This is a genomic window from Poseidonibacter antarcticus, assembly GCF_003667345.1.
Taxonomy (GTDB): domain Bacteria; phylum Campylobacterota; class Campylobacteria; order Campylobacterales; family Arcobacteraceae; genus Poseidonibacter; species Poseidonibacter antarcticus.
Map to the genome: position 1 here is coordinate 25,983 of NZ_RCWF01000010.1, position 23,742 is coordinate 49,724.

The window sequence follows — 23,742 nt, forward strand, 5'->3', positions numbered from 1 at the left end:
CCTTTTGATATTTTATATTTATAAAATGATAAAATTATGGCAAAATCTAATTTATTTTTATTTCATAATAAATTTTATTTTATGCATATAAGTAACAAAATTCTTTAATAAAAATGCTACATACCCTTTAATGAATAATTTATTAAAAACTAAACCTATCCCATATTTACCACCTAAGGAAATCAAAACACCGTTTGATTTAGGATTAAATTTTTCTGTATATTTAAACGACAGTTCATTTTGAATATATTTTGATACATATTCACCTGATTGAATTGCAAGTTGTGCAGTTGGAGCAAAATATTTATCATTTAAAGTTATTTCAGCAGCATCACCTATAACAAAGATATTCTTTTCATTTCTCATTTTTAAATTTTGATTGACAATATATTGATTCAATTTATTAACATCATGGTTCTTATTGGAATTAATTGTAACAGCTTTAATCCCTCCTGTAAAAATAAAATAATCGTAATCAACAACAGTTTCATTAGTTAAATAAATCTTATTTTTATCTACATCCGTTATAAATGAACCTAAATATGTTTTTACATTTAATTCATCTAATCTTTTTTCACAAGCTCTGACTAATCTATCATCCATATTTGGTAAAACCGTTTTCATACCATCTACAATAATGATATTTATCTCTAAATTATTATCTTTCATATTATGAAATTTATCTTTTATAATTGCAGCCATCTCAGTAGCTACTTCTATACCAGAAAGACCCGCACCACCAATAACAATATTAAATTTTTTATTTTTATTTTTAATAAGAGAACTAAACAGTCGTTCTACTTTGACAGCACTTTGAAGAGTTTTAATTCCAATTGAATATTCTTTAATATTTGGAACTTGAATAGGAAAATTTGTCAGAGATCCTGTTGCAATTATTAAATAATCATAAGAATATTTAATATTCTTATCTGTAATAACTTCATTTAATTCTGAATCAAAATAATCTATTTTTTCATTATAAAAATTTATATTTTTATTTAAACTTTTTATATATTGACTTATATTTATAGTAACGTCATCAATATTTTGAGATGTTGATACAAAAGAATAAGATTCCACTTGAATATAATGATATTCATTTTTATCAAATAAAACAACTTCAATATTCTTACACTCTGAAAAATTTTTAACAGCATAGAGACCAGCATAACTAGCTCCAATAATAATCACTCTTTTCATTCTTATCCTTCGGAATAATATATAATCTTTTGATTATAATTGGAAATAATGATAAAAATATGTCAATTGTCACTAAACTTACACCGGCTATTATTTAACTCTTATTTTATATATTATTTTATTCCAATAATTAAGTGATAAACAAATCAAATAAGATTATGTACCTATTAAGTTCTAAATATTTGTACCTAAAGTTTAGTTATAATAAAAATATATTTAATATATAATTTTATATTTATATATAGGAATAATAAGTAATAATATATTAGTTATAATTAAATATAGAAATAATTAGTAAAAGCTTATATTATCGTATGTTGTTTATAGTCTACAAGTATCTAAAAGGTAGAGTTTTAAAATTTTTGACTTTTTTTATGAGCAGAATTCTTCAATTTTTGATGCAAAATATACTGGACATTCTAACATTGGATAATGCCCTGCTTCTTGACACTCTATAATTTCTAAATCATTATAATATTCTGAAAATAGTTTTGTAACTAATTTTAATGAAAAAATAGGAAAATCATACTTTCCAACTATTATTTTAATAGGAATATTTATATTTTCTACTTCATTGGAAAAATCAGTTTCTAAATACATTTTCATATACCCTACTCTAGCTTTTAAACTTGATGCTTCGTATGCCATTTTTATTCTACTTTTTGCCCAAGTTTTATTGTATCTTTTACTTGAACTATATACTATTTCTTCAATTTTATTTTTATTTTCACTCATTTCATTTATAAGTTTATTTTTTGCTATTTCTGGAAGTTTTATACCAGATGCAGGAATGGGTGTGATAAGAATAAGTTGTAAAACTCTTGTATCTAATAGTGCGATTTTTTGTGCTATCATCGTAGACATAGAGTGTGCTACAATAACAACTTCATCTAAATCCAACAAAGTTATAAGATTTTTAACATCATTTGCAGCTTCAATACAACTATACTCACCTTCAATATCTTTTGACAATCCATATCCTCGTAAGTCCACATATATAAAAGTATATTTTTGAGTATCCAAGTAAGGGAAAGTGGGTTCATAATTTTTATAATTTCCCATAAGTTCATGTAAAAACATAACTTTTTTTGTACCTGTTCCAATTATTTTATGACCTAAGTCTATCATTTTTATCCTATTTGCTTTTACTTAATATTTGATTTAGTTCTTATTATATCAAAAGCCAATTCAAACAATACTAAGCTTTAGAAAAGAAAATTTCAAAATAAATAGTTTTATGTTCATTAAATATTCATTTTTTTTATATAATATGAAATAATACGAAAATAAGGTACATAATGAATAGTACAAAAATACTATATGTAGATTCAAACAAAGAATATGGTCAAAAACTTTTATTAGCATTATTAGCTCAAAACTATAACGTAAAATATACAAGTACTTTAAAAGATGCTATCATAGAAAATTCTTTTCATAATCCAGATATAGTAATCACAGATACTCAATTAAAAGATGGTAATGGTATAAATTTAATAAAAAAAATAAAAAAAATATCTCCTACTATTAAAAGTGTAATAATTACAAGTGAATCAAATAAAGATATTTTACTTCAAGCTATTAAAGTAAAAGTAGATGAGTTTTTATTTAAAGATATTACTTTAGAGAAAATATTAAATGTTATAAAAAAACTCATAATAATTGATAAAAGTTTAAAAAGTAAAAAGGTAAAAGTTGATTTAAATTTTGACTTAGGTAAGCATTATATTTATAATGGAAATGATATTAAAACAGCAGAAAATAAAATTATTAAACTTACTTCTCAAGAAAACAATTTAATAAGAATACTAATTGATGCAAAAGGTTCATGCGTATCTTATGAAACAATACAAAATACTATTTCTAAAAATAGAACTTCATTAGATACTATTAGGACAGTAATTAGAAAAATACGTAAAAAGAGTTTTAATGAAATAATTTTAAATCAAAGTGGAATGGGATATAAAATCTCTTGGAATAATCCTAATTCGAAGATTAAATTTAACACTACTTATGAAAAATTAGATGTAAAAGTACTTATTGTGAAAGGAAATTATAAGAGAAATGAACGTTTATCTTACAAACTTGAAAGATATGGTTTTAAATGTGAAAATGCTTATACACTACAACAAGCAAGAGATTATATAAATAATAGTAAATATGCTTATATTATTTTAGACTTAGACCTTCCTGATGGAGAAGGTATTGATTTTATACGAAAATTTGAAGAGCTTTATACTACAAAAATTATCGTATTATCAAGTACTGAAGATGTTCATTACAAAGATTATCTTTATTTTAAAGGTGTTTTAGATTATATAGTAGATATTTCTGATGTAGATTATTTATCAAATTCCATTTATAAAACAATCTATAAAGTAGAAAACAACACAAGATTCAATAATATTCTTATTATTGAACAATCAAAAAAAACTTGTCAGCAAATAAAAGATTTATTAGTTCCACGAAATTATGATGTAGATATTTTAAATAATTTTGAAGAAGCTTTTGATTTAATAAAATCAAAACCATATAGTTTAATTATACTAGACCTTAATTATGAAAACTGCTTTGAATTTATACAATTAATCAAACAAGATATATCAAAAGTAATTAGTTTCTTTGTTTTATCTGATGAAAATAGAACTTATGCAACTGTTAGGGAATCATATAATAATGGAGCTGATGAATGTTTACGTAAACCTATTTTTGCAGAAGAGTTTATATTAAAAGTCGAGCAACATATTGATAATACAAAGTTAATATTCGAATTAAGTGATAATAAAAAAATATTAGATAATTATAAAAAAATTGTTGATCAGTCTGCTGTAATATCTAAAACTAATATAAATGGAATAATTACTTATGTTAATCCTGTATTTTCAGATTTATCAGGTTATACAAAAGAAGAACTAATAGGTCAAGCTCACAATATTATTAGACATCCTGATTCTCCTAAAGAAATGTTTACACAAATGTGGGATACTATAAAATATAAAAAAGAAATTTGGTCTGGTGTATTAAAAAATAGAGCAAAAGATGGTCATGCATACTATGTACAAACTTCAATCATGCCAATATTAAATCATGATGGAGATATAGAAGAATTTATTGCGCTTCGCAATGATATTACAAATATATATAAATTAGGATAATTATAAATTAAATTCATTTTTTATTCATTAAATTCAATTAAAATAATAACTCAAAGAGTAATTAGGATAAATATGAAAACTTTAATTTATGATAAAAATCCAGATACATATAATCAAATATCTAATATTATCCAAAATCTGTCAATAGATATCCATATAGAATACGTATCTACTCTTAATAATTTTCGTAATCAATATAATCAATATACTTATGATATTGTTTTTATAGATTTTGATAATAAAATAAGTATAGAAATTGTAGACCATATTCACAATATGCATAAACAACAAAATATTATACTATTAAATGATGAATTTACTTGTTTTAATAATATGGACTGTGTAAAATGTAGAGCGGAAAATAAAACAAATATTTTAATTAAACCTTTTGATCCAAGTCAAATTATAAAAATTTTTCTTAATAACTTTAATTGTGAAATTGTTAATATAAATGAAGAAATATTCATAATTGAGAAATTTAAAAAAGAAGTATTAAAAAAATATCCATATATTTCTTTTATTGATAAAACAAATAAATTTAAGATAAATAGTATGACTAAACAATCAAAACTAGAAGCACTAATTGAAATTACAGAACTACTTGAAAAAAGTGAAATAAAACATGAAATCGAAGATGAATATATTCAACTTAAAGATATTTAAGCTATTTTAAATTATTCAACTTTATATTTTAACGATATAAGATTATCTAATATTATATTCATAAATTAAATAAATATAGACTATTCTCTTATTAAAAATGCTTTTATCATATTATTTTTTATAAGCTAAAAGCAACTTAACATATAATTATTATTAAATAATATTTTATTTATATTTATAATTTGAAATTTTTATACTATTTTTCATAAAAAACTCTATATTTTATTACTTAAATATATATCTTAACATACATTTAAGTTATAAATGATTATACTTTCAATAATTAAATAATAAAGGAGCCAAAAATGGCAAAAGAATTAAAGAAAAAAGTAATCACTAAAGTTGCAAAAAAAGCAGTTAAAAAAACGGATCTTAAAAAGAAAAAAGCGGCTAAATTAGTAAAAACAGTTAAAAAAGTACTTGTTAAAAAAGCACCTAAAAAATTAAAATGTGCTAAAAAAATTGCAAAAAAAGCAGTTAAAAAAGCTGCATAATTAAAATAAGGATAGAGTTTCTCTATCCTTAACTCTATTTCCTATCCAATCTTCATTTATTAACATTTATTTAACTTATTCGTAATATAATTTTACAAACAAAAATAAGGAAAACTAATGTTAAAAAAACTGCTAATTATGCTAAGTATTGTAGGACTAGCTCTTACATCACTAAATGCAAATGAACATAAAATGTTCCAAACTGTAAAATCTGAAGATGCTACTTTGGTAAAAACTGATTCAAGTAAAAACTTTTGTAATGTATGTGGAATGCACTTAACAAAATTTTACAAAACTAATCACGTTACAACTTTCAAAAATGGTAATAAAGAACAGTATTGTTCTCTTCATTGTCAAGCAAAGATTCATAATCATTATAATGACAAGATAGAAAAAATTGAAGTTGTTGATACAAAATCATTAAAATTAATTGATGCACAAAAAGCATTTTATGTAGTGGGTTCTTCAAAAAAAGGTACGATGAGTGCTATTAGTAAATATGCATTTTTAAATGAAAATGATGCTATAGCTTTTCAAAAAGAGTTTGGAGGAAAAATTCACAACTTTGATGAAGCATTAGAAATTGCAAAAAAAGATATAAATAAAGATAATGCGATGGTTGATAAAAAAAGGGTTCCTGTTGCAAAAAAAGGTAAAAAAATTTACGAAGCTATGTGTAAACAAGATAAACATCCTGAGTTTAATTCTGTAGGTGAAGCTAAAAAATATATTATAGATAATAAATTATGTAAACCTTTAAAAGCAAATATGCAACAAGCAGTTGCGATTTATTTATATGACCCTATTTTAGCTGCAAATAAAGATAAAATGATAAAAGTACCTGAAGATGCAAAATGCCCAGTATGTGGAATGTTTGTATCAAAATATCCAAAATGGGTAGCGCAAATTGATGTAAGTCAAAAACACACTCATTATTTTGATGGTGTAAAAGATATGATGAAGTTTTATTTTAATCCAAGTAAATTCAATCATAATCATAAAAAAAGTGATATAAGTAAAATGATTGTAACTGATTATTATAGTTTAAATGCAATTGATGCAAAAAGCGCTTATTATGTAATAGGTTCAAATATTTATGGACCAATGGGTGAAGAATTAATTCCTTTTAAAAATGAAAAAGAAGCCAAAGAATTTTCTCAAAGTCATGCTGGTAAAAAAATATTAAAATTTGAAGAGATTAAAGAAGAGATTTTATATTAAACGTTTTACAATGCGATTAATTCGCATTGTAAATAAACTTTATAAATTTATTCTAATTATTTTTTATAAATGAACAACAATAGTCAACTAATGATGTCACTCTTAATTTGAATTTTGAATTTGCAGGAACCTTAAATGTTGCAGGTCCTTTGTATGAAACCCACTCTTTTGCAGGTAAAAGAACTTCCAACTCACCTCTTTGAATATCCATAATTTGAGTATGAACTGTATTTAATTCATATTCTCCTGGTAGCATAATACCTAAAGTTTTTCTAGAACCATCATCAAATTCAATACTTCTGCTTGTTATATTACCTTCAAAAAGAACGCATGCAGCTTTTGCGATAGAAACATTATTAAATTCTGCCATTAAATTTCCTTACATAATTATTTTATTGATTATATCAGATTTATTATTTGGTTTTATTGAAGCAAAAGGCTAGTTTTTTTTAGATACAATTGCAAATAAATTAAACAAGGATACTTATGACTATTCAAGAAGAATTAGCCTCTTTAATAAAGAATGACGTACTAATAGAAATAGAAGATTACATTGATGAATTATTTGAAATAATTGCAGCAAAAAAAGAAGATGAAAGAACAAAAGAAGAGTTAAGCTCTATGCAAGAGATGAGAGATGATTTTAATGCTATGCTTCAAGATATTGAAGATGATGCTATTGATAATGAGGAAGCAAAAGAAATAATTGAAGAAATAAATGAAATGAGAAAAGAGGACTAATCTTTTTATGCAAGGTTATATAATAGATATAAAACCTGTAAAAGATGATGACTTAATTGTTTCAATACTAACAGAGACATCTATTTTAACAACTTATAGATTTTATGGTGCTAGACATTCTAATATTAATATAGGTTATAAAATAGATTTCGAACTAGAAGATACAAAATCAACGATTCCAAGACTAAAAGATGTAATACAACTAGGTTTTGAGTGGATTTTAGATTATGAAAAAATGTATTGCTGGCAAAGATTTATAAAAAACTTCAAACCTCATTTTAAAGACTTAGAAGAAATTGATTCTTTTTATTTTTATAATTTAGATAATTTAGTACATATTATGATTAAACAAAATGCACTAAGAGCAATTTGTGAATCTTATTTATCTATTTTAGAACATGAGGGAAGACTCCATACAGATTATGAATGTTTAATATGTGAGAATAAAATTACTGAGAATATCTCATTGGTTAGAGGTTTTCTTCCTGTTCATGCTAAGTGTACTTATTCAAGAATATTTGAATTGAAAAAAATAAAAGAGTTATTTGAAGAAAAAAAATTAATCAATCTAAATGATGAAGAAGTAGAATATTTATGGAATATTATTTTGCAAGGTTTATAATAGATTATTAGACTTTATTCATCTAATAATCTATCTTCTAATTTTTCAATTGCTTCTTCTAAAGCTTTTACATTTAAACCATAATTTTTAGCTTTTTTAATTGCAAGAGTTATATTTTTTTGGCTTAATGGATTTGTAATTTCACATGCGGTTTTAATTACATCAAGTATTTGAACTTTCTCTTTAATTCTTTCATCACAGTTAGAAATATTATCAACATTTTCAATTAATTCAATTAAGTTTTCACTTAATTTCCAATGTCTAAATATTTTCGCAGTAATTTCTGAACTACTAAATCCAACAACTTCTTTTTCAGCAAGAGCTAAATTTATACCTGAAGAAATTTTTGCTTTAAACTCTTCACATTTCCCATCATTAATTATATTATCTGCTAAAATAAATTTTCCAGTTTCTTGTAATAATGCAGGAAGTAATAACTCTTCTTTTAAATCATAATTAACTTTTCCTAACCATAAACTTACAAGTGATGAAGAGAGATTTGATGTTCTCATAAAATCATCACTTGTAATTCCATATGGCTCTAAATTAGTCTTTAAAAGATTTTGAATCGTTCCACCAATAGCAATAGTAATTGTAAAATTAATACCTAATAAATTAACAGCACGACTTGGTGTTTCTACTTTAGACCTAAATCCAAACATTGCAGAATTAGAAATTTTTAATAAAGTAGAAATAATTAAAGCATCTTTTTCTATTATTTCTAATAAATCAGAAGCCTCCTTATCACTTTTTTTTCTAAACTCTTCAATATCTATAATTGTTTTAGGTAAAGGAGACAATGACTCAATTCTTTTTATAATATCAGTACTCATCACGTATTAAATCTAAAGTGCATAATATCACCATCTTGAACAACATAATCTTTACCTTCAAGTCTTAACTTTCCAGCTTCTTTTGCTTTTGCTTCTCCACCTAAGGCAATGAAATCTTCATAAGCTATTACTTCTGCTTTAATAAAACCTTTTTCAAAGTCATTATGAATAACAGCTGCTGCTTGTGGTGCTTTTGTATTTTTTGGAATTGTCCAAGATCTTACTTCAACTTTTCCAGCTGTAAAGTATGATTGAAGTCCAAGTTTATCAAATGCTTTATGAATAATTTGTTCTAATCCAGATTCTTCTACACCTAAATCTGTTAAAAATTCTTGTGCTTCATCATCATCAAGTCCAACTAATTCTTCTTCAATTTTTGCACATAATACAATTACATCAGCTTGCACTTTTGAAGCGTGTTCTTTTACTAAATCAACAAATTTATTTCCACCATCTGCTAAAGAATCTTCATCAACATTTGCACCATAAATAACATCTTTATTTGATAAAAGTCTTAACTCTTTATCTAATTCAATAAATAATTCATTTTCACAATCTTCAAAAGTTTTAGCAGATTCTAAATTTTCTAAGTGTTTTAATAAAGCTGATGCAATTTCAAATTTTGCAGCTGCAACTTTATCAAATTTTGATTCTTTTTTTAATTTGTCACATTTTCTTTCAACTTGAGTAATATCGGCATAGATAAGTTCAGTTTCAATAATTTCAATATCTCTTAAAGGATCAATTCCACCTTCAACATGTACAACATTTTCATCTTCAAAACATCTAACCATATGTAAGATAACTTCAACTTCTCTAATATTAGATAAAAATTTATTTCCTAAACCTTCACCTTTAGATGCACCTTTTACTAAACCTGCGATATCAACAAAATCAATAGTTGAATGTTGGATTTTATCAGGAATTACAATTTTTGCTAATTCATCTAATCTTTTATCTGGAACGGGTACAATTGCTTTATTTGGTTCAATTGTACAAAATGGATAATTTTGTGCCTCTGCATTTTGAGCTTTTGTCAAAGCATTAAAAGTCGTTGACTTTCCTATATTTGGTAATCCTACTATTCCTACACCTAATCCCATTTCTATCCTTTAGTATTTATTCTATAATAACCCATCAATTAAACAGAGTATTTTCTACAAACAGATTATAAACGATAATGGCAAAGAAGTAGATAAAATTTATCTTATTAAACATAAGAAATAATGAGTTTATTTTTTTAATTAGTATAAATATAGTTAAACAATTGTTTATTCTTATATTTATATATAGAAATATTATATAAAATATAAATAAAATAATAACTCTCTATTTAGTTATAATAAAAATATATTAAACATATAATATTATATTTATATATAGAAGTAATTGTTAATAATATATTAGTTATAATTATTTTATATCAAATATAGAAATAATTATTAGGAGCTTATATTGTCGTATGTTGTTTATAGTATAAAAGGTGGAGTTGGTAAAACTACTCTATCTGTTCAGGTATCTCAAATGTTAAATTATACTTATGTTACGAATGATTCTCATTCATCTGCACATAATTTAATGCCAGAAGAAAAAGGTTTTTTAGTTTCAACTGAAGATTATGATGAAATTCCATTTGATGAAAATGTAGTTTATGATTTTGGTGGATTTAAAGATTCTAGAATAAATGATATTATTAAACAAGCTAGTAAAATTATAATACCAACACTTACTTCAATTGTTGATGTTCAAGCTACTATTGCAACACTTAAAGATGTATCTGAAATTAACAAGGATATAATCATTGTAATTAATAGAACTAAGAACAACAACAAAGCTATTGAGTTAAAAGAGTATTTAGAAGAAGAGATAAAAAAATCATATAAAGATATAAATTTTACTATTTTATTTGTTAGAGATTCTTCTGTATTAGAAGATAGTTTATTTGATTGTGAAGCTATTGAAAATAAAGCTGGAACAAATAGATTTAAAAGACATATTTATAGAAATGCAATAGAAGATATGAATAATATTAAAAAAGCACTAAAGGATTAATTATGGGCTATGCAGATAAGTTAAAACAAAATTCTTCAAAAATTCAAACTAATGAAAAAGTTTTAAAAGAAAAAGCACCTACAAAGAAAAAAGCAGGAAGACCAAAAAAAGTACAAGAAGAAGTAAGAAATGTAGCTATTCCTGTTGCATTAAACAAACATGAAAAAGATTGGATTGAGCAACAGGCTTTAAATATGTCAAGAGAAGTTGGAGTTAAGATTACTACTTCAGCTTGGATGAGAATGACTTTATTAAAAGAGATGGAAAAGGATCTTTAATTTTATTATTTAATAAAATACTAACAAAACATCGTATAAGTATTTTTTGCTTATAATGATTATTATCAATAAAAAGGTCTTATTTGAAATATCGTATATTAATAGTTGAAGATGAACTTGTCACTTTAAGTATGCTATCAAAAGTTTTAAAAGAAGATTATAATGTAATTACTGCAGTTAATGGTAAAAAAGCTTTTGAACTTTATAAAAAATTTAATCCTCATGTAATTATAAGTGATTTAAAAATGCCAATTATGGATGGAATTGAACTTATAAAAAAGATACGAGAAATTGATCAAAACTCAAAAATAATAATTACAACTTTTAAAGATGATATTGATACACTTTTAGCAGCAACAGAACTTAAACTTTTTAAATATTTAATCAAACCAATAAACTTAATAGAACTAAAAAAAATTATTGTTAACTCTTTAGAAGAGCTAAGTAGATTTAATACAATTTCATTAGATAGTATAAAAATATCTAATGATCTTATATGGAAAAGAGATGAATTTGAGCTCTATAATGATAATAAAATACTAAAGCTTACACCAAAAGAGAAAAAAGTATTAAATTTTTTACTAACAAAACCAAACCAAGTTTTTACTTATAATGAAATTATTTATGAAGTTTGGCAAAAAAATGATGAGATGGGTGATAGAAAAACTTTAAAAACTATTATTACAGGTTTAAGAAAAAAAATTATAAATATCCACATTAGTAATGTCTATGGTTTTGGTTATAAAATAGAATGCTTTTAGTTCTTCTTACCATTTCATAACAATTTAAATATATAATTTGCTTTATTAAAATAAGGAAAAATTTTATGGAAAATTTTATTATAAAAGAAACAAAATATACACCAGAGGTAAATCTTAATCTTAATGAAGGAGTAATGAATATAAAAGGAAATTCTTATCCTGAAAATACTCTAGAATTTTATGACCCAATTTTAAATATATTAGAAAATTTTTTTAAAAATACAGTAAATAAAGACATTATTTTAAATATTGAAATAGTTTATTTTAATTCAAGTAGTTCAAGAGTTTTCTTTGAAATATTTGATCTTATTGAAGATTTTAGCCATTCATTAAATTTTGTAATTAATTGGATTTGTCATAATAATGATGAAGTCACAAAAATTGGAGAAGACTTCAAAGAAGACTTCGAAAAATTAAACTTTAATATTATATCAAAAGCATAAAATAAAAAGATAAAAATCTTAGAAAAAGTAATATTAAATACTACTTTTTAAAAGTTTTATAAGTTTTTTTGCACTTTGTTTTGATCCATATAATGTACTATCTAGTGTAATATGGTAATTTGTTGCATCTCGCCAATCTTTTTTTGTAAAATGCATACAATAATTCGCTCTTTGCTCATCTGATTGTTTTAAGTCATTATTTTCTAAAGGTATTTTTACATTATATTCTTTATTTATTTTCTCTTTTCTATACTCTTCATTTGCATGAATAAAAATATTTATACAATTTGGATGATCTTTTAAAATGAAATTTGCACATCGTCCTACTATTACACATGATTCTTTTGCACAAATTTCTCTTATTATTTTACTTTGAACTAAAAAAAGTGCATCTTTTGGTGGTATCTCATCATTTACATAAGTATAGTTTTGTTCATATAAATCATATATTAATGAATTAGTAAGTTTCTGCTCATTTTCTTGAATATATTGTGTTGTGTAACCTGTTTGTTTTGCGGTTAAATCAATTAATTCTTTATCAATAAATGATATTCCTAATTCTTGTGCGATATATTTTCCAATCTCATGTCCACCACTACCATACTCTCTTGAAATTGTAATAACAAATGTATTATTATATTTATTACTTAAATCTTCATTTTTTGATTCTTTTATTTCTTCATTAAAAAGCCATTTTTCTACAACATTTAATTTAACACTAAAAAACTTAATAAGTGCTCCAATTAATAATGCAGCGATAATACTACCTTCTCTTATTCCTACTAATTCATTTAAAAAAATAAATGAGCTAATTACTCCTATTACTACCATTAGGCTATCCATAGAAATTTTTATTTTCCCAAACTCTTTTTTAAAAGTTTGCGAAATAACAAGAACCAATCCTTCTAATGGAAGATAGGTTAATCTTGTTTTAATAACAAGAAATATTCCAAAGGCTAATACAACACAAGCAATTAAGCACAAAATTAGTTGTTCCATATAATTTATTGGGTTTAAGTTTTCGACCAAAGGCATTGCAATATCAATACAATAACCAAAAACTATAATAGCAGGAAGTTGTACTAACTGAACAATATTATATTTTTTACGAAGTATTGCTATTTGGATTACCATAAATAAAGCATTTAAAATTATTGTAAGTTCCCCTATTGATAAAGGAAACTTTAAACTATATATATAAGGTACACATGATATAGGTGATACTCCTATATCTGCTTTTATAGAAAAGGAAATTCCAAAGGCCATAATAAAGAGTCCTAGTGTAAAAACAAGTACTCTTTTCATAAAATTTATATTAATTATTTTTTCTTTTAACAAATTAGTTCTTTCTTTTTGAGTATTGGTTAGATTAACTAAGTTAGGGGAATTAAGTTATTTAGTTCTTTCGATTTTTAAGACTTCTTCTAGTTCTCGAACACGTTTAACCAGATTTATTGTAGTCTCTCTTATCTTAATATTTTCTTTCTCTAGTAATTCTATTTTATTTTTGATTATACTATTCTCTTCAGTAAGAGCATCAACTTTAATTATTTCTTTTTGAGCTTTTTCTATATGATTCTCAAGTTCACTTCTTTTAGACATCAGCATAGAATTGTATTTTTCATCTTTTTTATTTAAATCTTTTTCATACTTATCTACTTGAGAGAGTAAAGTATTTACTCTTTTTTCTAAAATATCAGAAGAGTTTGAAAACATTGATAAATTTGATCTTTCAAATTTAAGATTTTCTATTTCTTTTTTATAATTAAATTCTTTTATATTAAATTCTTTTATACTATTTAAAACTTTTTTATGAAAATCTCTTTTTTCAAGATTCTCCTTAGTTGTTAAAAAAGAAATAGTTATATAAGAATCTTCTTCTGTATCTAATTTAAAAATCGTATTATTTAAATGAAATTCTTCTTTATTCTTACTTATAAACTTTGTATTACCTTTCCAAAGTTTTCCTTCTTTTAAGGTATTCCAAGTATCATCAATATATTTTTTATCTATATCAGGATGAATAATATCTTCAAAAGATAAATCTTTTAGATCCTCTTCTTTATATCCTGTAACTTCAAACATAGATTCATTCATATAGGTTATATTACCATTTGATTGCATTTTATAAATCAAGGCTACACTATTAACAGAATCTAGATAATTATTAATCTCATTCTTTCTTAATTCAGCTTTATATTTAAAATATTTTCCTTCACAAAGCATATCAATTTTTCGAATAAGAGATTGAAGATTAATAGGTTTTGGTAAAAAAGAACTAACATTTAAATTAATTGCTTGAATTAATATTTCTTGATCAAGATTTGCTGAAACAATTAAAAAAGGGATTTGCATATCAGAACGTCTAATAAGTTTTAATAACTCTATTCCGTTTATCTTAGGCATATTTATATCTGAAATTATAATATCAATATTTTTATTTTCTTCATAAATATTAAAAGCATCTGCACCATTTGAAGCTGTATGAACTTTTTTAAAATATCTACCTAGAGATTTAGAAATGACTTCTAAGTCTGTATTATTATCATCAACTATTAAAATACTTATACTTTTTAAAAAGTCATCTACCATTAAATTAATACCTATTATTTAGTTTCTAGATTTTATCTTAATAAGCATAAATATATGCTAATATAAATCTTATTTAATTTAGGAGATATTTTTTTATGATAAATTTGAGAGTAATAATTGTAGAGGATGATGAATTTTTATTAAAAAAAATAGCAACTGTTTTAGAAAAAGAAGTTTCAAATATATATACCTTTAAAAATCCAATTGAAGCTATAAGCAAAGTAAATGAAATCAAGCCTGATATAATTATTTCTGACATAGATATGCCTGAGATGAGTGGTATAGACATGTATAAAGAATTAAAAGAAAATAATTTAGATATTCCTATTATTTTAGCTTCAGCGTTTAGTCAACCAGAATATTTTATTGAAGCTATAAAATTAAAAGTAAAAAATTTCATTCTTAAACCAATAGATTTAGACGATTTAATAATTGAACTTAAACAATTTGAAAAAGAGTTACAAAATGAACAAGCGATTATTAAACAAGAACGAATGTTAGTAATTCAATCAAAAATGGCTGCCATGGGAGAGATGTTAACAAATATTGCACATCAATGGAGACAACCTTTAAATACAATTTCTATTTGTGCTTCAAGTATAAAACTTGAAGAAGAATTTGGTAATATAATAGATGAAAACAATACAATAAAAAGTATGGTCTCAAATATAATGAATTCAGTAGATTATATGAATAATACATTAAATGATTTTCAAGGTTATTTAAAACCAAATAAATTAGAAAGTTCTTTTTATATACAAGATACTTTAAATAAAGTTGAAAAATTAATACTTTCACAAACAAAAACACACCATATAAAATTAATAAAAGAAATTAATGATTTTCATTTAACTACATATCAAAATGAACTAATTCAAGTTTTAATAAATATTAAAAATAATGCAATTGAAGAACTTGTGAAATCAAAAGAAGATAGAATAATTAAAGTAGCAACAGAAGAAATTGATAATAAACTTATTATTACTGTTCATGATAATGCAGGAGGAATTCCTGAAGAATATTTAGATAAAGTTTTTCAAGCATATTTTACTACAAAAGAAATCACAGGAACAGGAATTGGTCTACATATGTCAAAACAGATTATAGAAAATCATTTAAATGGAGAAATTTCTGTTTCAAATGAGAAATTTATATATAAAGACACTACGTATTATGGAGCTAATTTTAAGATTTCACTACCTTTGTCTTAAAAACCTATATTTTAATAGCTTCTCTACCTTATTTTGATTACCACTTAAGGCTGAGTGTTTACCTTCTATTTTAGCTGTTAATGCTTGTTCTTTCTTTTACTTTTTTAAGTATGTCAATAATATTTCTTTGATTCCTTGATAAATCATCAATTTTCATAATACTGCAAAGTTTTTACAAAATAAGAAAGAAACTGTTCAGAAAAAGATACAAGCACAGCAAAAGATCCTATTACAATTTGAGAAATATTTTCTAAGTTAAGATATGAACTTAGTCTTTTTGGCATTTATTTAGCTTTCTGTAAAATAGCGTCTTGAATGTGATTTATTTACATAGTAATTGTCAATAAATCACATTTAAGATGTTCATAATTAACATTATTATATACTTAATTCTACATTTGAAAGGAAAAAAAATGCTAGACAAAAATTATGCGTATATAAAAACACAAGATGGTGATGAAATCCAAGGATTAACAATCGAAGAGTTTAATAATGCTATAGTAAAGTTAGATTATAAAAAATTGGAAAAATCTGATAGAGTTATATACTTTATTAAAAAACAAAAAAAAGTTGATAATATCAATTATTTTGAGAGTGATTATATAGAACAATATAAAGACAATACAAACACAATCTAATATCTAAATTAAACTTCATTAATTACTGTACCAATAAATATTAATATAATTTATTCTTTTAATAGTAAACATTTCAAAAAAAATTATTTAGTAAACCAAATACACAAGTTAGTTTAGAGTGGTAATTTAAAGTAAGAATAATTAGTTTTATGACAAGAGTCATAAAAAGTATTAATTAACTAATACTTTTTAAAAACTCTATTGTCATTCTAACACCAGCACCACTTGCACCATGTGGATTATATCCCCATGCTTTTTCAACATAAGCAGGTCCTGCAATGTCAAAGTGAATCCATTTGTTTTTATTTTCTTCATATACAAAATTATCCAAAAATAATCCAGCTGTAATAGCTCCACCATATCTAGTACTTGCAATATTTGAGATATCTGCAATTTCTGATTTGATTGATTTTCTTAAAAATCTATTAAAATCTAAAGTTGTTGCATATTCACCTGAATTATGTGCTGATGAAACAGCACTTGCTTTTAATACCTCATCATTTCCCATAATTCCAGTTGTATATTCTCCAACTCCAACTACACAAGCACCAGTTAGTGTCGCATAATCAAAAATATAATCAATATCATCTATCTCATCTTGTGCATAACATAAACAATCAGCAAGAACAAGTCTTCCCTCTGCATCTGTATTTCTTACTTCAATAGTTTTACCATTTTTAGCAACTAATACATCATCAGGTTTATAAGCATCTCCACCAATCATATTTTCAACCGCACCTACAACTGCATGAACTTCATAAGGTAATTCAAGTTTAGCAATAGCCCAAATAGTAGCTAATACTGCACAACCACCTGATTTATCAGATTTCATAGTAACCATATAATCAGCAGGTTTTAAAGAAAGCCCACCTGAATCATAAGTAAGTCCTTTTCCAACAAGAACAATTTTACTTTTAGCTTCTTTTGGTTTATATGATAAATGAATTAATTGAGACTCATGAATAGATGCACGTCCTACACTTAACATTGCATTCATATCATTTTTTTCTAAATATTTTTCACCCTTGATTTTACAATCAATATTTGCATCTTTTGCTAGTTTTTTAGCAACTTCTGCCATTACTTCAGGATAGAAATCAGCAGGAGTTGTATTTACCATATCTCTAGTTTTATTAACAGCTTTTGAGATAATTTTAGATTCTTCTAAAATTGAATTTAACTCGATATTATCTAAAGATGGTGAGTCCTCTTCAATAGAAATAGTTAATTCTTGTTTTTTCTTTTTATCTTTTTTTGATTTATAATTATCAAAAGTATATGCACCTAAAAGTGTACCTTCAACAATAAACTTTAATACACGAGAATCTAAAGAAGTCAAATCTAATTTTGCACTTTTAAAAGATGTCGTTTGAAACTTTTTAATCGCAGTAGCAATTGCAATTGCTAAAGAGTCATAAGTCTCTTCTTCAAAACCTACAAATATTTTTCCTGATTCAGGTAAAAAAGCTATAATCTCATCATGAGCTTCAAAACCTAAACTTTCTAATAACTCTTTTTCTTCTACATCATCAATATTATCTACTAATACAATTTGTAAATCTGATTTTATTTTATCTATATTTGTATTTGTTAAATTAATTTTCATTTGAAACCTTTTCATTTATATTTATTTTTTCTACTTTTTTTGAAGCTTTGTTAAAGTAATAAATCATACTTCCTCCAAAACCTAAGACAATAGGTAATACAAAATACCAATACTCTTTTATCCAATGTAATACTTCTAATATTTCTTCACCAAAATACCAAACAGGAACAATAGTAAAAGTAGCCCAACACCAAGCAGAAAGAAGATTGATAAAAGCAAACATTTTTGCTGAATATCTTGTAAGTCCTATTGAAATAGGAATAATAGTTCTCATACCATACATATATCTTTGTGCAAAAATAATAGGCCAACCATATTTTTGTAATAAAAGGTGAGCAAGGGCAAATTTTCTTCTTTGACCTTTAAACTTTTTATTTACATAAGATTTGTTAAATCTACCAATATAAAAATATACTTGATCTCCTGCAAAACCACCAAGACCTGCAACAAAAATTGCAATATAAAGATTCATATGTCCTGAATGAGATAATAGCCCAGCCATTATAAGACCAGCTTCACCCTCAATCATTCCCCATGCAAAAAGTATAATATATCCATACTCTTTTAATAAGTACATAAATCTATTTTCAAAACCTGTAACAGGCGCTTGATAAAGGCTATAGGCTATAAAAGAAATAAATATAAGCAATATAACAGCTAATATTTTTCCAGCGTGAGTCTGTAACTTTTTAAAGAACTCTTGCATTTTCATTCCTTAGTCAAAATCTAATAAACTTTTTGCTTGAATCATATCTTTATCACCACGACCTGATAAATTTACAATTACTGTTTTACCCTTTAATTTTTCTTTAGCTTTCTTTAAATATGCAATTGCATGTGAACTTTCAAAAGCAGGAATAATACCCTCAGCTTGACTTAACCAAACGAAAGCATCTAATGCTTCTTGATCTGTAATTGAATCGTATTGAATACTTTTATTATCTTTATGGAAAGAGTGTTCAGGACCAATTCCTGGATAATCAAGCCCTGCACTAATAGAATGTGCTTCTAATACTTGACCATCTTCATCTTGAAGTAAATAAGAACATTGACCATGTAAAACTCCAGGACTTCCTTTTTCAAGTGAACATCCGTGTTTATTAGTATCAAGTCCTAAACCACCAGCTTCAATTCCAATACAAGTAACTTCCTTATCTTCTAAAAAGTGTGAAAACATACCAATAGCATTTGAACCACCACCAATACATGCAATTACATAATCAGGTAATCTATTTTCTTTTTGCAAAATTTGTTTTCTTGCTTCATAACCAATAACTGCTTGGAAATCTCTAACCATCATAGGATAAGGATGAGGACCTGCAACTGTTCCAATTATATAAAAAGTATCACGTGCATTTGTAACCCAATATCTAATTGCATCATTCATTGCATCTTTTAATGTTTTACTTCCACTTTCAACTGCAATTACTTTTGCACCTAATAGTTTCATTCTAAATACATTTAACTCTTGTCTTTTTACATCTTTTGCACCCATAAATACAGTACATTCTAAACCCATAAGAGCAGCAATTGTAGCAGTTGCAACACCGTGTTGCCCTGCTCCTGTTTCTGCTATTACTTTTGTTTTACCAAGTTTTTTAGCTAGTAATCCTTGAGCAATAACATTATTAATTTTATGTGCACCTGTATGATTTAAATCTTCTCTTTTTAAATATACCTTTGCTCCTATTTCTTTTGAAATATTTCCTGCAAAATAAAGTGGATTTTCACGTCCTACATAATCTTTTAATAAAGCATTTACCTCAGACCAAAACTCTTTATCAAATCTGTATTTTTTATACTCTATTTCTAACTCTTTTAACACAGGCATTAAAGTTTCAGGAACATATTGTCCTCCAAAAATGCCAAACTGACCTTTTGAATCTGGATCAAAAGCACTTGTTTTTGGTATATAATCACTCATAATATCTCTTTCTTATATTTCTAATACTGAATAAACAGGTGCAATTTGTTTTAATTTTTTAACACCACCTAAAATTTCAATATTCATTAAAAAACACACTTCAACTAAGTCAACATTTAACTTATTTATCAAGCTAGCAGCAGCATAAGCTGTTCCACCACTTACAATAATATCATCCATTAAAAGTACACGTGCATCTTTATCATCTCTAAAAGCATCCAAGTGTATTTCTACCTCATCAAAACCGTATTCTAACTCATATTTTTCACATACTGTCGTATTTGGAAGTTTTCCTTTTTTTCGAACAGGAACAAAACCAATTCCTAATCTATCTGCAAGTGCAGCTGCAAAAATAAAACCTCTTGCATCAATTCCTGCAATATAATCTAAATTATAATCTTTATATCTATCTTCTAAATGTGTCATTAGAAGTCTAAAGGCCTTTTTATCATTTAATAAAGTCGTAATATCTTTAAATATTATCCCTTCTTTAGGGAAATTATCAACACTTCTAATTGAATTTAGTAATAAATTTTTTTCATCTTTTGTTAATATTTTTTTACTCAAAATAATCCTTAAGTTACACTAAATCTAGTGAAAAGTAAATTATTTTATCTAAATAATTATTATGACTTTATGATTTAATTGAAATATTTAATATCATTTTAAATATAATAAAATAAATTATTTTAAAAGAGTTATTATGAGATTACTTTTATTACTTATACTATTATTTACTTTACAAATTTCTTTATTTTCTATAGAGTTACAAAAACCAAAAACATATAATCATTCTCAAAATATTACAAATTGGTTAATGAGTGAGAAACTTGATGGAATAAGAGCATATTGGAATGGAAAAAATTTACTAAGTAAAAATGGAAATATTATAAATGCCCCTTCTTGGTTTATCAAAAATTTTCCAAAGTTCCAACTTGATGGTGAATTATGGACTAAAAGAGATGATTTTGAGAATATTCAAAGTATAGTTTTAGATAAAATTCCATCAAAACATTGGAATGAAATAACTTATAATATATTTGAAGTTCCAGAAGAAAAAGGTAATTTTCTAAAAAGATTAGAAAAAATAAAAAAATTTCAAGAAAAACATCATAATAAATATATCAAGATAATTAAACAAATAAGATGTAAAAACAAAGAACATTTGGAAGAATATTTAAATAAACTAGTAGAGCAAAAAGCTGAAGGTTTAATAATAAAAAATCCAGATTTAGAATATTTTATAGGTAGAAGTCCAAATATCTTAAAAGTAAAAAAATTTAAAGATATGGAAGCAGAAGTAATTGGAATAAATTATAAAAATGGCAATTTTAAAAGTTTAGTTCTAAAACTTGAAAATGGAATTATTTTCAATTTAGGAAATGGCTTTTCAAAAGAAGAAAGAATAAATCATCCAAAAATCAAAGATATGGTTAGCTTTAAATACTATAATCTTACAAAATATGGTAAACCAAAATTTGCTTCTTTTTTAAGAGTTAGAAAATTAGAATAATTAATACAAGTCATAAGTAGTTTCAATAATTCCATCTTCATTTAACTTTTTACAAATAGGACCAACATCAGGGGTTATGCTAAGTGTTAATTCATCTCCATCATCATCTTTTTTTACTTCTAATACAACACAATTATTTTCATTTTCTTTATAAGTAACTTTTAAATCTTCTATTGTCCAATTTTGTTCATTTAAAGTAACAGCATCAGATATTTTATCAATTTCATTATTTACTAAATAATAACTTTGAATAGAAGTAGTAGCAGTTGCTATATCTCTTTTAATAGTAGAAATTACAGCAGAATTTTTAGTATCTAAGTATTTTGGAATTGCAAAAGAAGAGATAATACCAATAACTACAATAGCAAATATTAACTCTAAAAGTGAAAATGCATTTTTCATTATAATCCTTTATATTAATAATATAAAACATTATAAAGTAATTTTACTTTATTTTGCCCCTACTTTTGATAGTACAACATTAATTGTTTTCATAAAAATTACAAAATCCATCCATAATGACCAATTTTGGATATACCATTTATCAAGTTCTATTCTTTCTTTGAAAGTTAATTCATTTCTTCCACTAACTTGCCAAAGCCCTGTAATACCAGGTTTTACTTTTAAGATAGTATCTTCATTTATTTTACCTATTTTTGCTTTTTCATTTAGCATATAAGGTCTAGGACCTATTAAATTCATATCACCTCTTAAAATATTAAAAAATTGAGGAAATTCATCTAATGATGTAGCTCTTAAAAATTTACCTATTTTTGTAATTCTAGGATCGTGTTTATATTTATGATAGATATTATAATACTCTATTTCTTCGGAATTTTCTTTTAAATATTTATCTAAAAGTTCATTTCCATTTATATACATAGTTCTATATTTATAACATCTAAAAATTTTTCCATTTTTCCCAAAACGCTTTTGTTTAAAAAAAACAGTACCTTGAGAATCAAGCTTAATCACAATAGCTATAAAAAGATGTAAAAGTAATGCAAATGGTAAAATACAAATAACTAAAGATTTTTCAAAAACATATTTAATAAGTATATTTTTGAAATTTAACAATCTATTTTCAATATGAATAGCAGATAATCTAATATTAAAATAATCTACTACATTTGTATGTGAAAAATCTAAGTGATACATATAAGGAATAATATACATATCTCTTGTTCTTTTTGAATGTATTTTAATGATTTTTTCTAATTTTTTAATTTCAAAATTTTTTGAAGATATAAGAACTATATCATATCTTTTTTTTGATATTTTAAAACCAAAATACCAGTTTTCAATCATTTCATTACATAATGTTTCATATTGTGAGGAGTTTGCAATTATTTTTACTTTTATTTTAAAAATATCAAAACGAAATAAAAATCTCTTAAATAACCTTTTTGAAAAAGGAATTAAAAAAGCAGATATTAAAAAGAATATTATTATAAAACTTCTTGAATAATCATTTGATATTTTTGCAAAAGTCATAACTGTAAAAACAGCTATAAAAGATAAAATCAAGCCTTTAAAAACTCTTTTTGTATCAGCCCAAAAATCATATCGTATAAAATAAATTTTTTCTAAAATAAAAATAAAAAGTACAACTAAAATTATCCAATAATAATTGCTAATATTTGAAGCAATAAATTCTGGCATAGTATTTGTTGGGATATCACTTCTTAGATACTTACTTATTTCCAAAGAAAAAAGTAAAATAAGAAAATCCATACTAAGTAATAAAAACATATATATTGTAGTTGATAGATTAAATTTATTTATTTGCATAAATCAT

General features: G+C 24.4%; 27 protein-coding genes. 13 read left to right on the forward strand and 14 right to left on the reverse strand.

Going from position 1 to position 23,742, the window contains the following annotated elements; genetic code table 11:
• Window positions 1-57 precede the first annotated feature (57 nt).
• Entirely contained in the window at window positions 58-1,200 is a 1,143-nt protein-coding gene (locus D9T19_RS11255; RefSeq protein WP_121628335.1) for an NAD(P)/FAD-dependent oxidoreductase, read from the reverse strand.
• Window positions 1,201-1,572: 372 nt separating this feature from the next.
• Window positions 1,573-2,328: an alpha/beta fold hydrolase gene (locus D9T19_RS11260; protein ID WP_121628336.1), complete on the reverse strand. Its 756-nt coding sequence runs from the start codon at window positions 2,326-2,328 to the stop codon at window positions 1,573-1,575.
• 170 nt (window positions 2,329-2,498) lie between these two features.
• On the opposite strand from D9T19_RS11260, the gene D9T19_RS11265 reads away from it, so the two are divergent.
• The 4 genes from D9T19_RS11265 (at window position 2,499) to D9T19_RS11280 (ending at window position 6,730) form a co-directional block, all read left to right on the forward strand.
• Entirely contained in the window at window positions 2,499-4,352 is a 1,854-nt protein-coding gene (locus tag D9T19_RS11265; RefSeq protein ID WP_121628337.1) for a response regulator, read from the forward strand.
• A 72-nt stretch (window positions 4,353-4,424) separates the two neighbouring features.
• A complete protein-coding gene (locus D9T19_RS11270; RefSeq protein ID WP_121628338.1) occupies window positions 4,425-5,015 on the forward strand; it encodes a hypothetical protein in 591 nt (196 codons plus the stop codon).
• Between the two features lie 305 nt (window positions 5,016-5,320).
• On the forward strand, window positions 5,321-5,509 hold the full coding sequence (locus D9T19_RS11275) for a histone protein (RefSeq protein WP_121628339.1): 189 nt from the start codon (window positions 5,321-5,323) through the stop codon (window positions 5,507-5,509).
• A 117-nt stretch (window positions 5,510-5,626) separates the two neighbouring features.
• On the forward strand, window positions 5,627-6,730 hold the full coding sequence (locus tag D9T19_RS11280; protein ID WP_121628340.1) for a nitrous oxide reductase accessory protein NosL: 1,104 nt from the start codon (window positions 5,627-5,629) through the stop codon (window positions 6,728-6,730).
• Between the two features lie 52 nt (window positions 6,731-6,782).
• Here the strand turns inward: D9T19_RS11280 and ppnP are convergent, their stop codons facing one another.
• Window positions 6,783-7,100: a pyrimidine/purine nucleoside phosphorylase gene (gene ppnP, locus D9T19_RS11285; RefSeq protein ID WP_121628341.1), complete on the reverse strand. Its 318-nt coding sequence runs from the start codon at window positions 7,098-7,100 to the stop codon at window positions 6,783-6,785.
• Window positions 7,101-7,216: 116 nt separating this feature from the next.
• Here ppnP and D9T19_RS11290 point away from each other — a divergent pair, with 116 nt between their 5' ends.
• Both D9T19_RS11290 and recO read left to right on the forward strand, forming a co-directional pair.
• Window positions 7,217-7,471 carry a hypothetical protein gene (locus D9T19_RS11290; protein WP_121628342.1) on the forward strand — a complete coding sequence of 85 codons (255 nt, stop codon included), beginning with the start codon at window positions 7,217-7,219 and terminating at the stop codon, window positions 7,469-7,471.
• Between the two features lie 7 nt (window positions 7,472-7,478).
• Complete coding sequence (gene recO, locus D9T19_RS11295) at window positions 7,479-8,093, forward strand: recombination protein RecO (protein WP_121628343.1); 615 nt, start codon at window positions 7,479-7,481, stop codon at window positions 8,091-8,093.
• A gap of 14 nt (window positions 8,094-8,107) precedes the next feature.
• On the opposite strand, the gene D9T19_RS11300 is transcribed toward recO, so the two are convergent.
• Together D9T19_RS11300 and ychF are read right to left on the reverse strand one after the other, a co-directional pair.
• The gene (locus D9T19_RS11300) at window positions 8,108-8,926 is read right to left on the reverse strand and encodes an HDOD domain-containing protein (RefSeq protein ID WP_228198003.1); all 819 of its coding nucleotides are present in this window, start codon (window positions 8,924-8,926) and stop codon (window positions 8,108-8,110) included.
• Entirely contained in the window at window positions 8,926-10,029 is a 1,104-nt protein-coding gene (gene ychF, locus D9T19_RS11305) for a redox-regulated ATPase YchF (protein WP_121628345.1), read from the reverse strand. Before ychF ends, D9T19_RS11300 begins: the two co-directional genes overlap by 1 nt.
• 352 nt (window positions 10,030-10,381) lie before the next feature.
• Between ychF and D9T19_RS11310 the strand changes: the two genes are divergently transcribed.
• The 4 genes from D9T19_RS11310 (at window position 10,382) to D9T19_RS11325 (ending at window position 12,460) form a co-directional block, all read left to right on the forward strand.
• A complete protein-coding gene (locus D9T19_RS11310; protein ID WP_162984575.1) occupies window positions 10,382-10,978 on the forward strand; it encodes a nucleotide-binding protein in 597 nt (198 codons plus the stop codon).
• A gap of 2 nt (window positions 10,979-10,980) precedes the next feature.
• On the forward strand, window positions 10,981-11,256 hold the full coding sequence (locus D9T19_RS11315; RefSeq protein WP_121628347.1) for a hypothetical protein: 276 nt from the start codon (window positions 10,981-10,983) through the stop codon (window positions 11,254-11,256).
• A gap of 83 nt (window positions 11,257-11,339) precedes the next feature.
• The gene (locus tag D9T19_RS11320) at window positions 11,340-12,017 is read left to right on the forward strand and encodes a response regulator transcription factor (RefSeq protein WP_121628348.1); all 678 of its coding nucleotides are present in this window, start codon (window positions 11,340-11,342) and stop codon (window positions 12,015-12,017) included.
• 65 nt (window positions 12,018-12,082) lie between these two features.
• Entirely contained in the window at window positions 12,083-12,460 is a 378-nt protein-coding gene (locus tag D9T19_RS11325; protein ID WP_121628349.1) for a DUF1987 domain-containing protein, read from the forward strand.
• Between the two features lie 33 nt (window positions 12,461-12,493).
• On the opposite strand, the gene D9T19_RS11330 is transcribed toward D9T19_RS11325, so the two are convergent.
• Together D9T19_RS11330 and D9T19_RS11335 are read right to left on the reverse strand one after the other, a co-directional pair.
• Entirely contained in the window at window positions 12,494-13,798 is a 1,305-nt protein-coding gene (locus D9T19_RS11330) for a cytidylate kinase family protein (protein ID WP_205588715.1), read from the reverse strand.
• 54 nt (window positions 13,799-13,852) lie between these two features.
• Window positions 13,853-15,052 (reverse strand): response regulator, encoded by a 1,200-nt coding sequence (locus D9T19_RS11335; RefSeq protein ID WP_121628350.1) that lies wholly within the window; start codon window positions 15,050-15,052, stop codon window positions 13,853-13,855.
• A gap of 95 nt (window positions 15,053-15,147) precedes the next feature.
• Between D9T19_RS11335 and D9T19_RS11340 the strand changes: the two genes are divergently transcribed.
• The gene (locus D9T19_RS11340) at window positions 15,148-16,263 is read left to right on the forward strand and encodes an ATP-binding response regulator (RefSeq protein WP_121628351.1); all 1,116 of its coding nucleotides are present in this window, start codon (window positions 15,148-15,150) and stop codon (window positions 16,261-16,263) included.
• 146 nt (window positions 16,264-16,409) lie between these two features.
• Here the strand turns inward: D9T19_RS11340 and D9T19_RS14545 are convergent, their stop codons facing one another.
• The gene (locus D9T19_RS14545; RefSeq protein ID WP_162984576.1) at window positions 16,410-16,547 is read right to left on the reverse strand and encodes a hypothetical protein; all 138 of its coding nucleotides are present in this window, start codon (window positions 16,545-16,547) and stop codon (window positions 16,410-16,412) included.
• 129 nt (window positions 16,548-16,676) lie between these two features.
• Here D9T19_RS14545 and D9T19_RS11345 point away from each other — a divergent pair, with 129 nt between their 5' ends.
• On the forward strand, window positions 16,677-16,901 hold the full coding sequence (locus D9T19_RS11345; protein WP_121628352.1) for a hypothetical protein: 225 nt from the start codon (window positions 16,677-16,679) through the stop codon (window positions 16,899-16,901).
• A 175-nt stretch (window positions 16,902-17,076) separates the two neighbouring features.
• On the opposite strand, the gene D9T19_RS11350 is transcribed toward D9T19_RS11345, so the two are convergent.
• The 4 genes from D9T19_RS11350 to D9T19_RS11365 are packed head-to-tail and all read right to left on the reverse strand — an operon-like array spanning window position 17,077 to window position 21,001.
• Window positions 17,077-18,507 (reverse strand): leucyl aminopeptidase, encoded by a 1,431-nt coding sequence (locus tag D9T19_RS11350; protein WP_121628353.1) that lies wholly within the window; start codon window positions 18,505-18,507, stop codon window positions 17,077-17,079.
• The gene (locus D9T19_RS11355; RefSeq protein WP_205588716.1) at window positions 18,497-19,213 is read right to left on the reverse strand and encodes a DedA family protein; all 717 of its coding nucleotides are present in this window, start codon (window positions 19,211-19,213) and stop codon (window positions 18,497-18,499) included. The genes D9T19_RS11350 and D9T19_RS11355 overlap by 11 nt, the downstream gene beginning before the upstream one ends.
• Before the next feature lie 9 nt (window positions 19,214-19,222).
• Window positions 19,223-20,431, reverse strand: coding sequence for a tryptophan synthase subunit beta (gene trpB, locus D9T19_RS11360; protein WP_121628355.1), 1,209 nt, complete (start codon window positions 20,429-20,431; stop codon window positions 19,223-19,225).
• 12 nt (window positions 20,432-20,443) lie between these two features.
• Window positions 20,444-21,001 carry an adenine phosphoribosyltransferase gene (locus D9T19_RS11365; RefSeq protein ID WP_121628356.1) on the reverse strand — a complete coding sequence of 186 codons (558 nt, stop codon included), beginning with the start codon at window positions 20,999-21,001 and terminating at the stop codon, window positions 20,444-20,446.
• 133 nt (window positions 21,002-21,134) lie between these two features.
• Between D9T19_RS11365 and D9T19_RS11370 the strand changes: the two genes are divergently transcribed.
• Window positions 21,135-21,944 (forward strand): DNA ligase, encoded by an 810-nt coding sequence (locus D9T19_RS11370; protein ID WP_121628357.1) that lies wholly within the window; start codon window positions 21,135-21,137, stop codon window positions 21,942-21,944.
• Here the strand turns inward: D9T19_RS11370 and D9T19_RS11375 are convergent, their stop codons facing one another.
• Together D9T19_RS11375 and D9T19_RS11380 are read right to left on the reverse strand one after the other, a co-directional pair.
• On the reverse strand, window positions 21,945-22,346 hold the full coding sequence (locus tag D9T19_RS11375) for a type II secretion system protein (RefSeq protein ID WP_121628358.1): 402 nt from the start codon (window positions 22,344-22,346) through the stop codon (window positions 21,945-21,947).
• A 48-nt stretch (window positions 22,347-22,394) separates the two neighbouring features.
• Window positions 22,395-23,735 (reverse strand): sugar transferase, encoded by a 1,341-nt coding sequence (locus tag D9T19_RS11380; protein WP_121628359.1) that lies wholly within the window; start codon window positions 23,733-23,735, stop codon window positions 22,395-22,397.
• Window positions 23,736-23,742 lie beyond the last annotated feature (7 nt).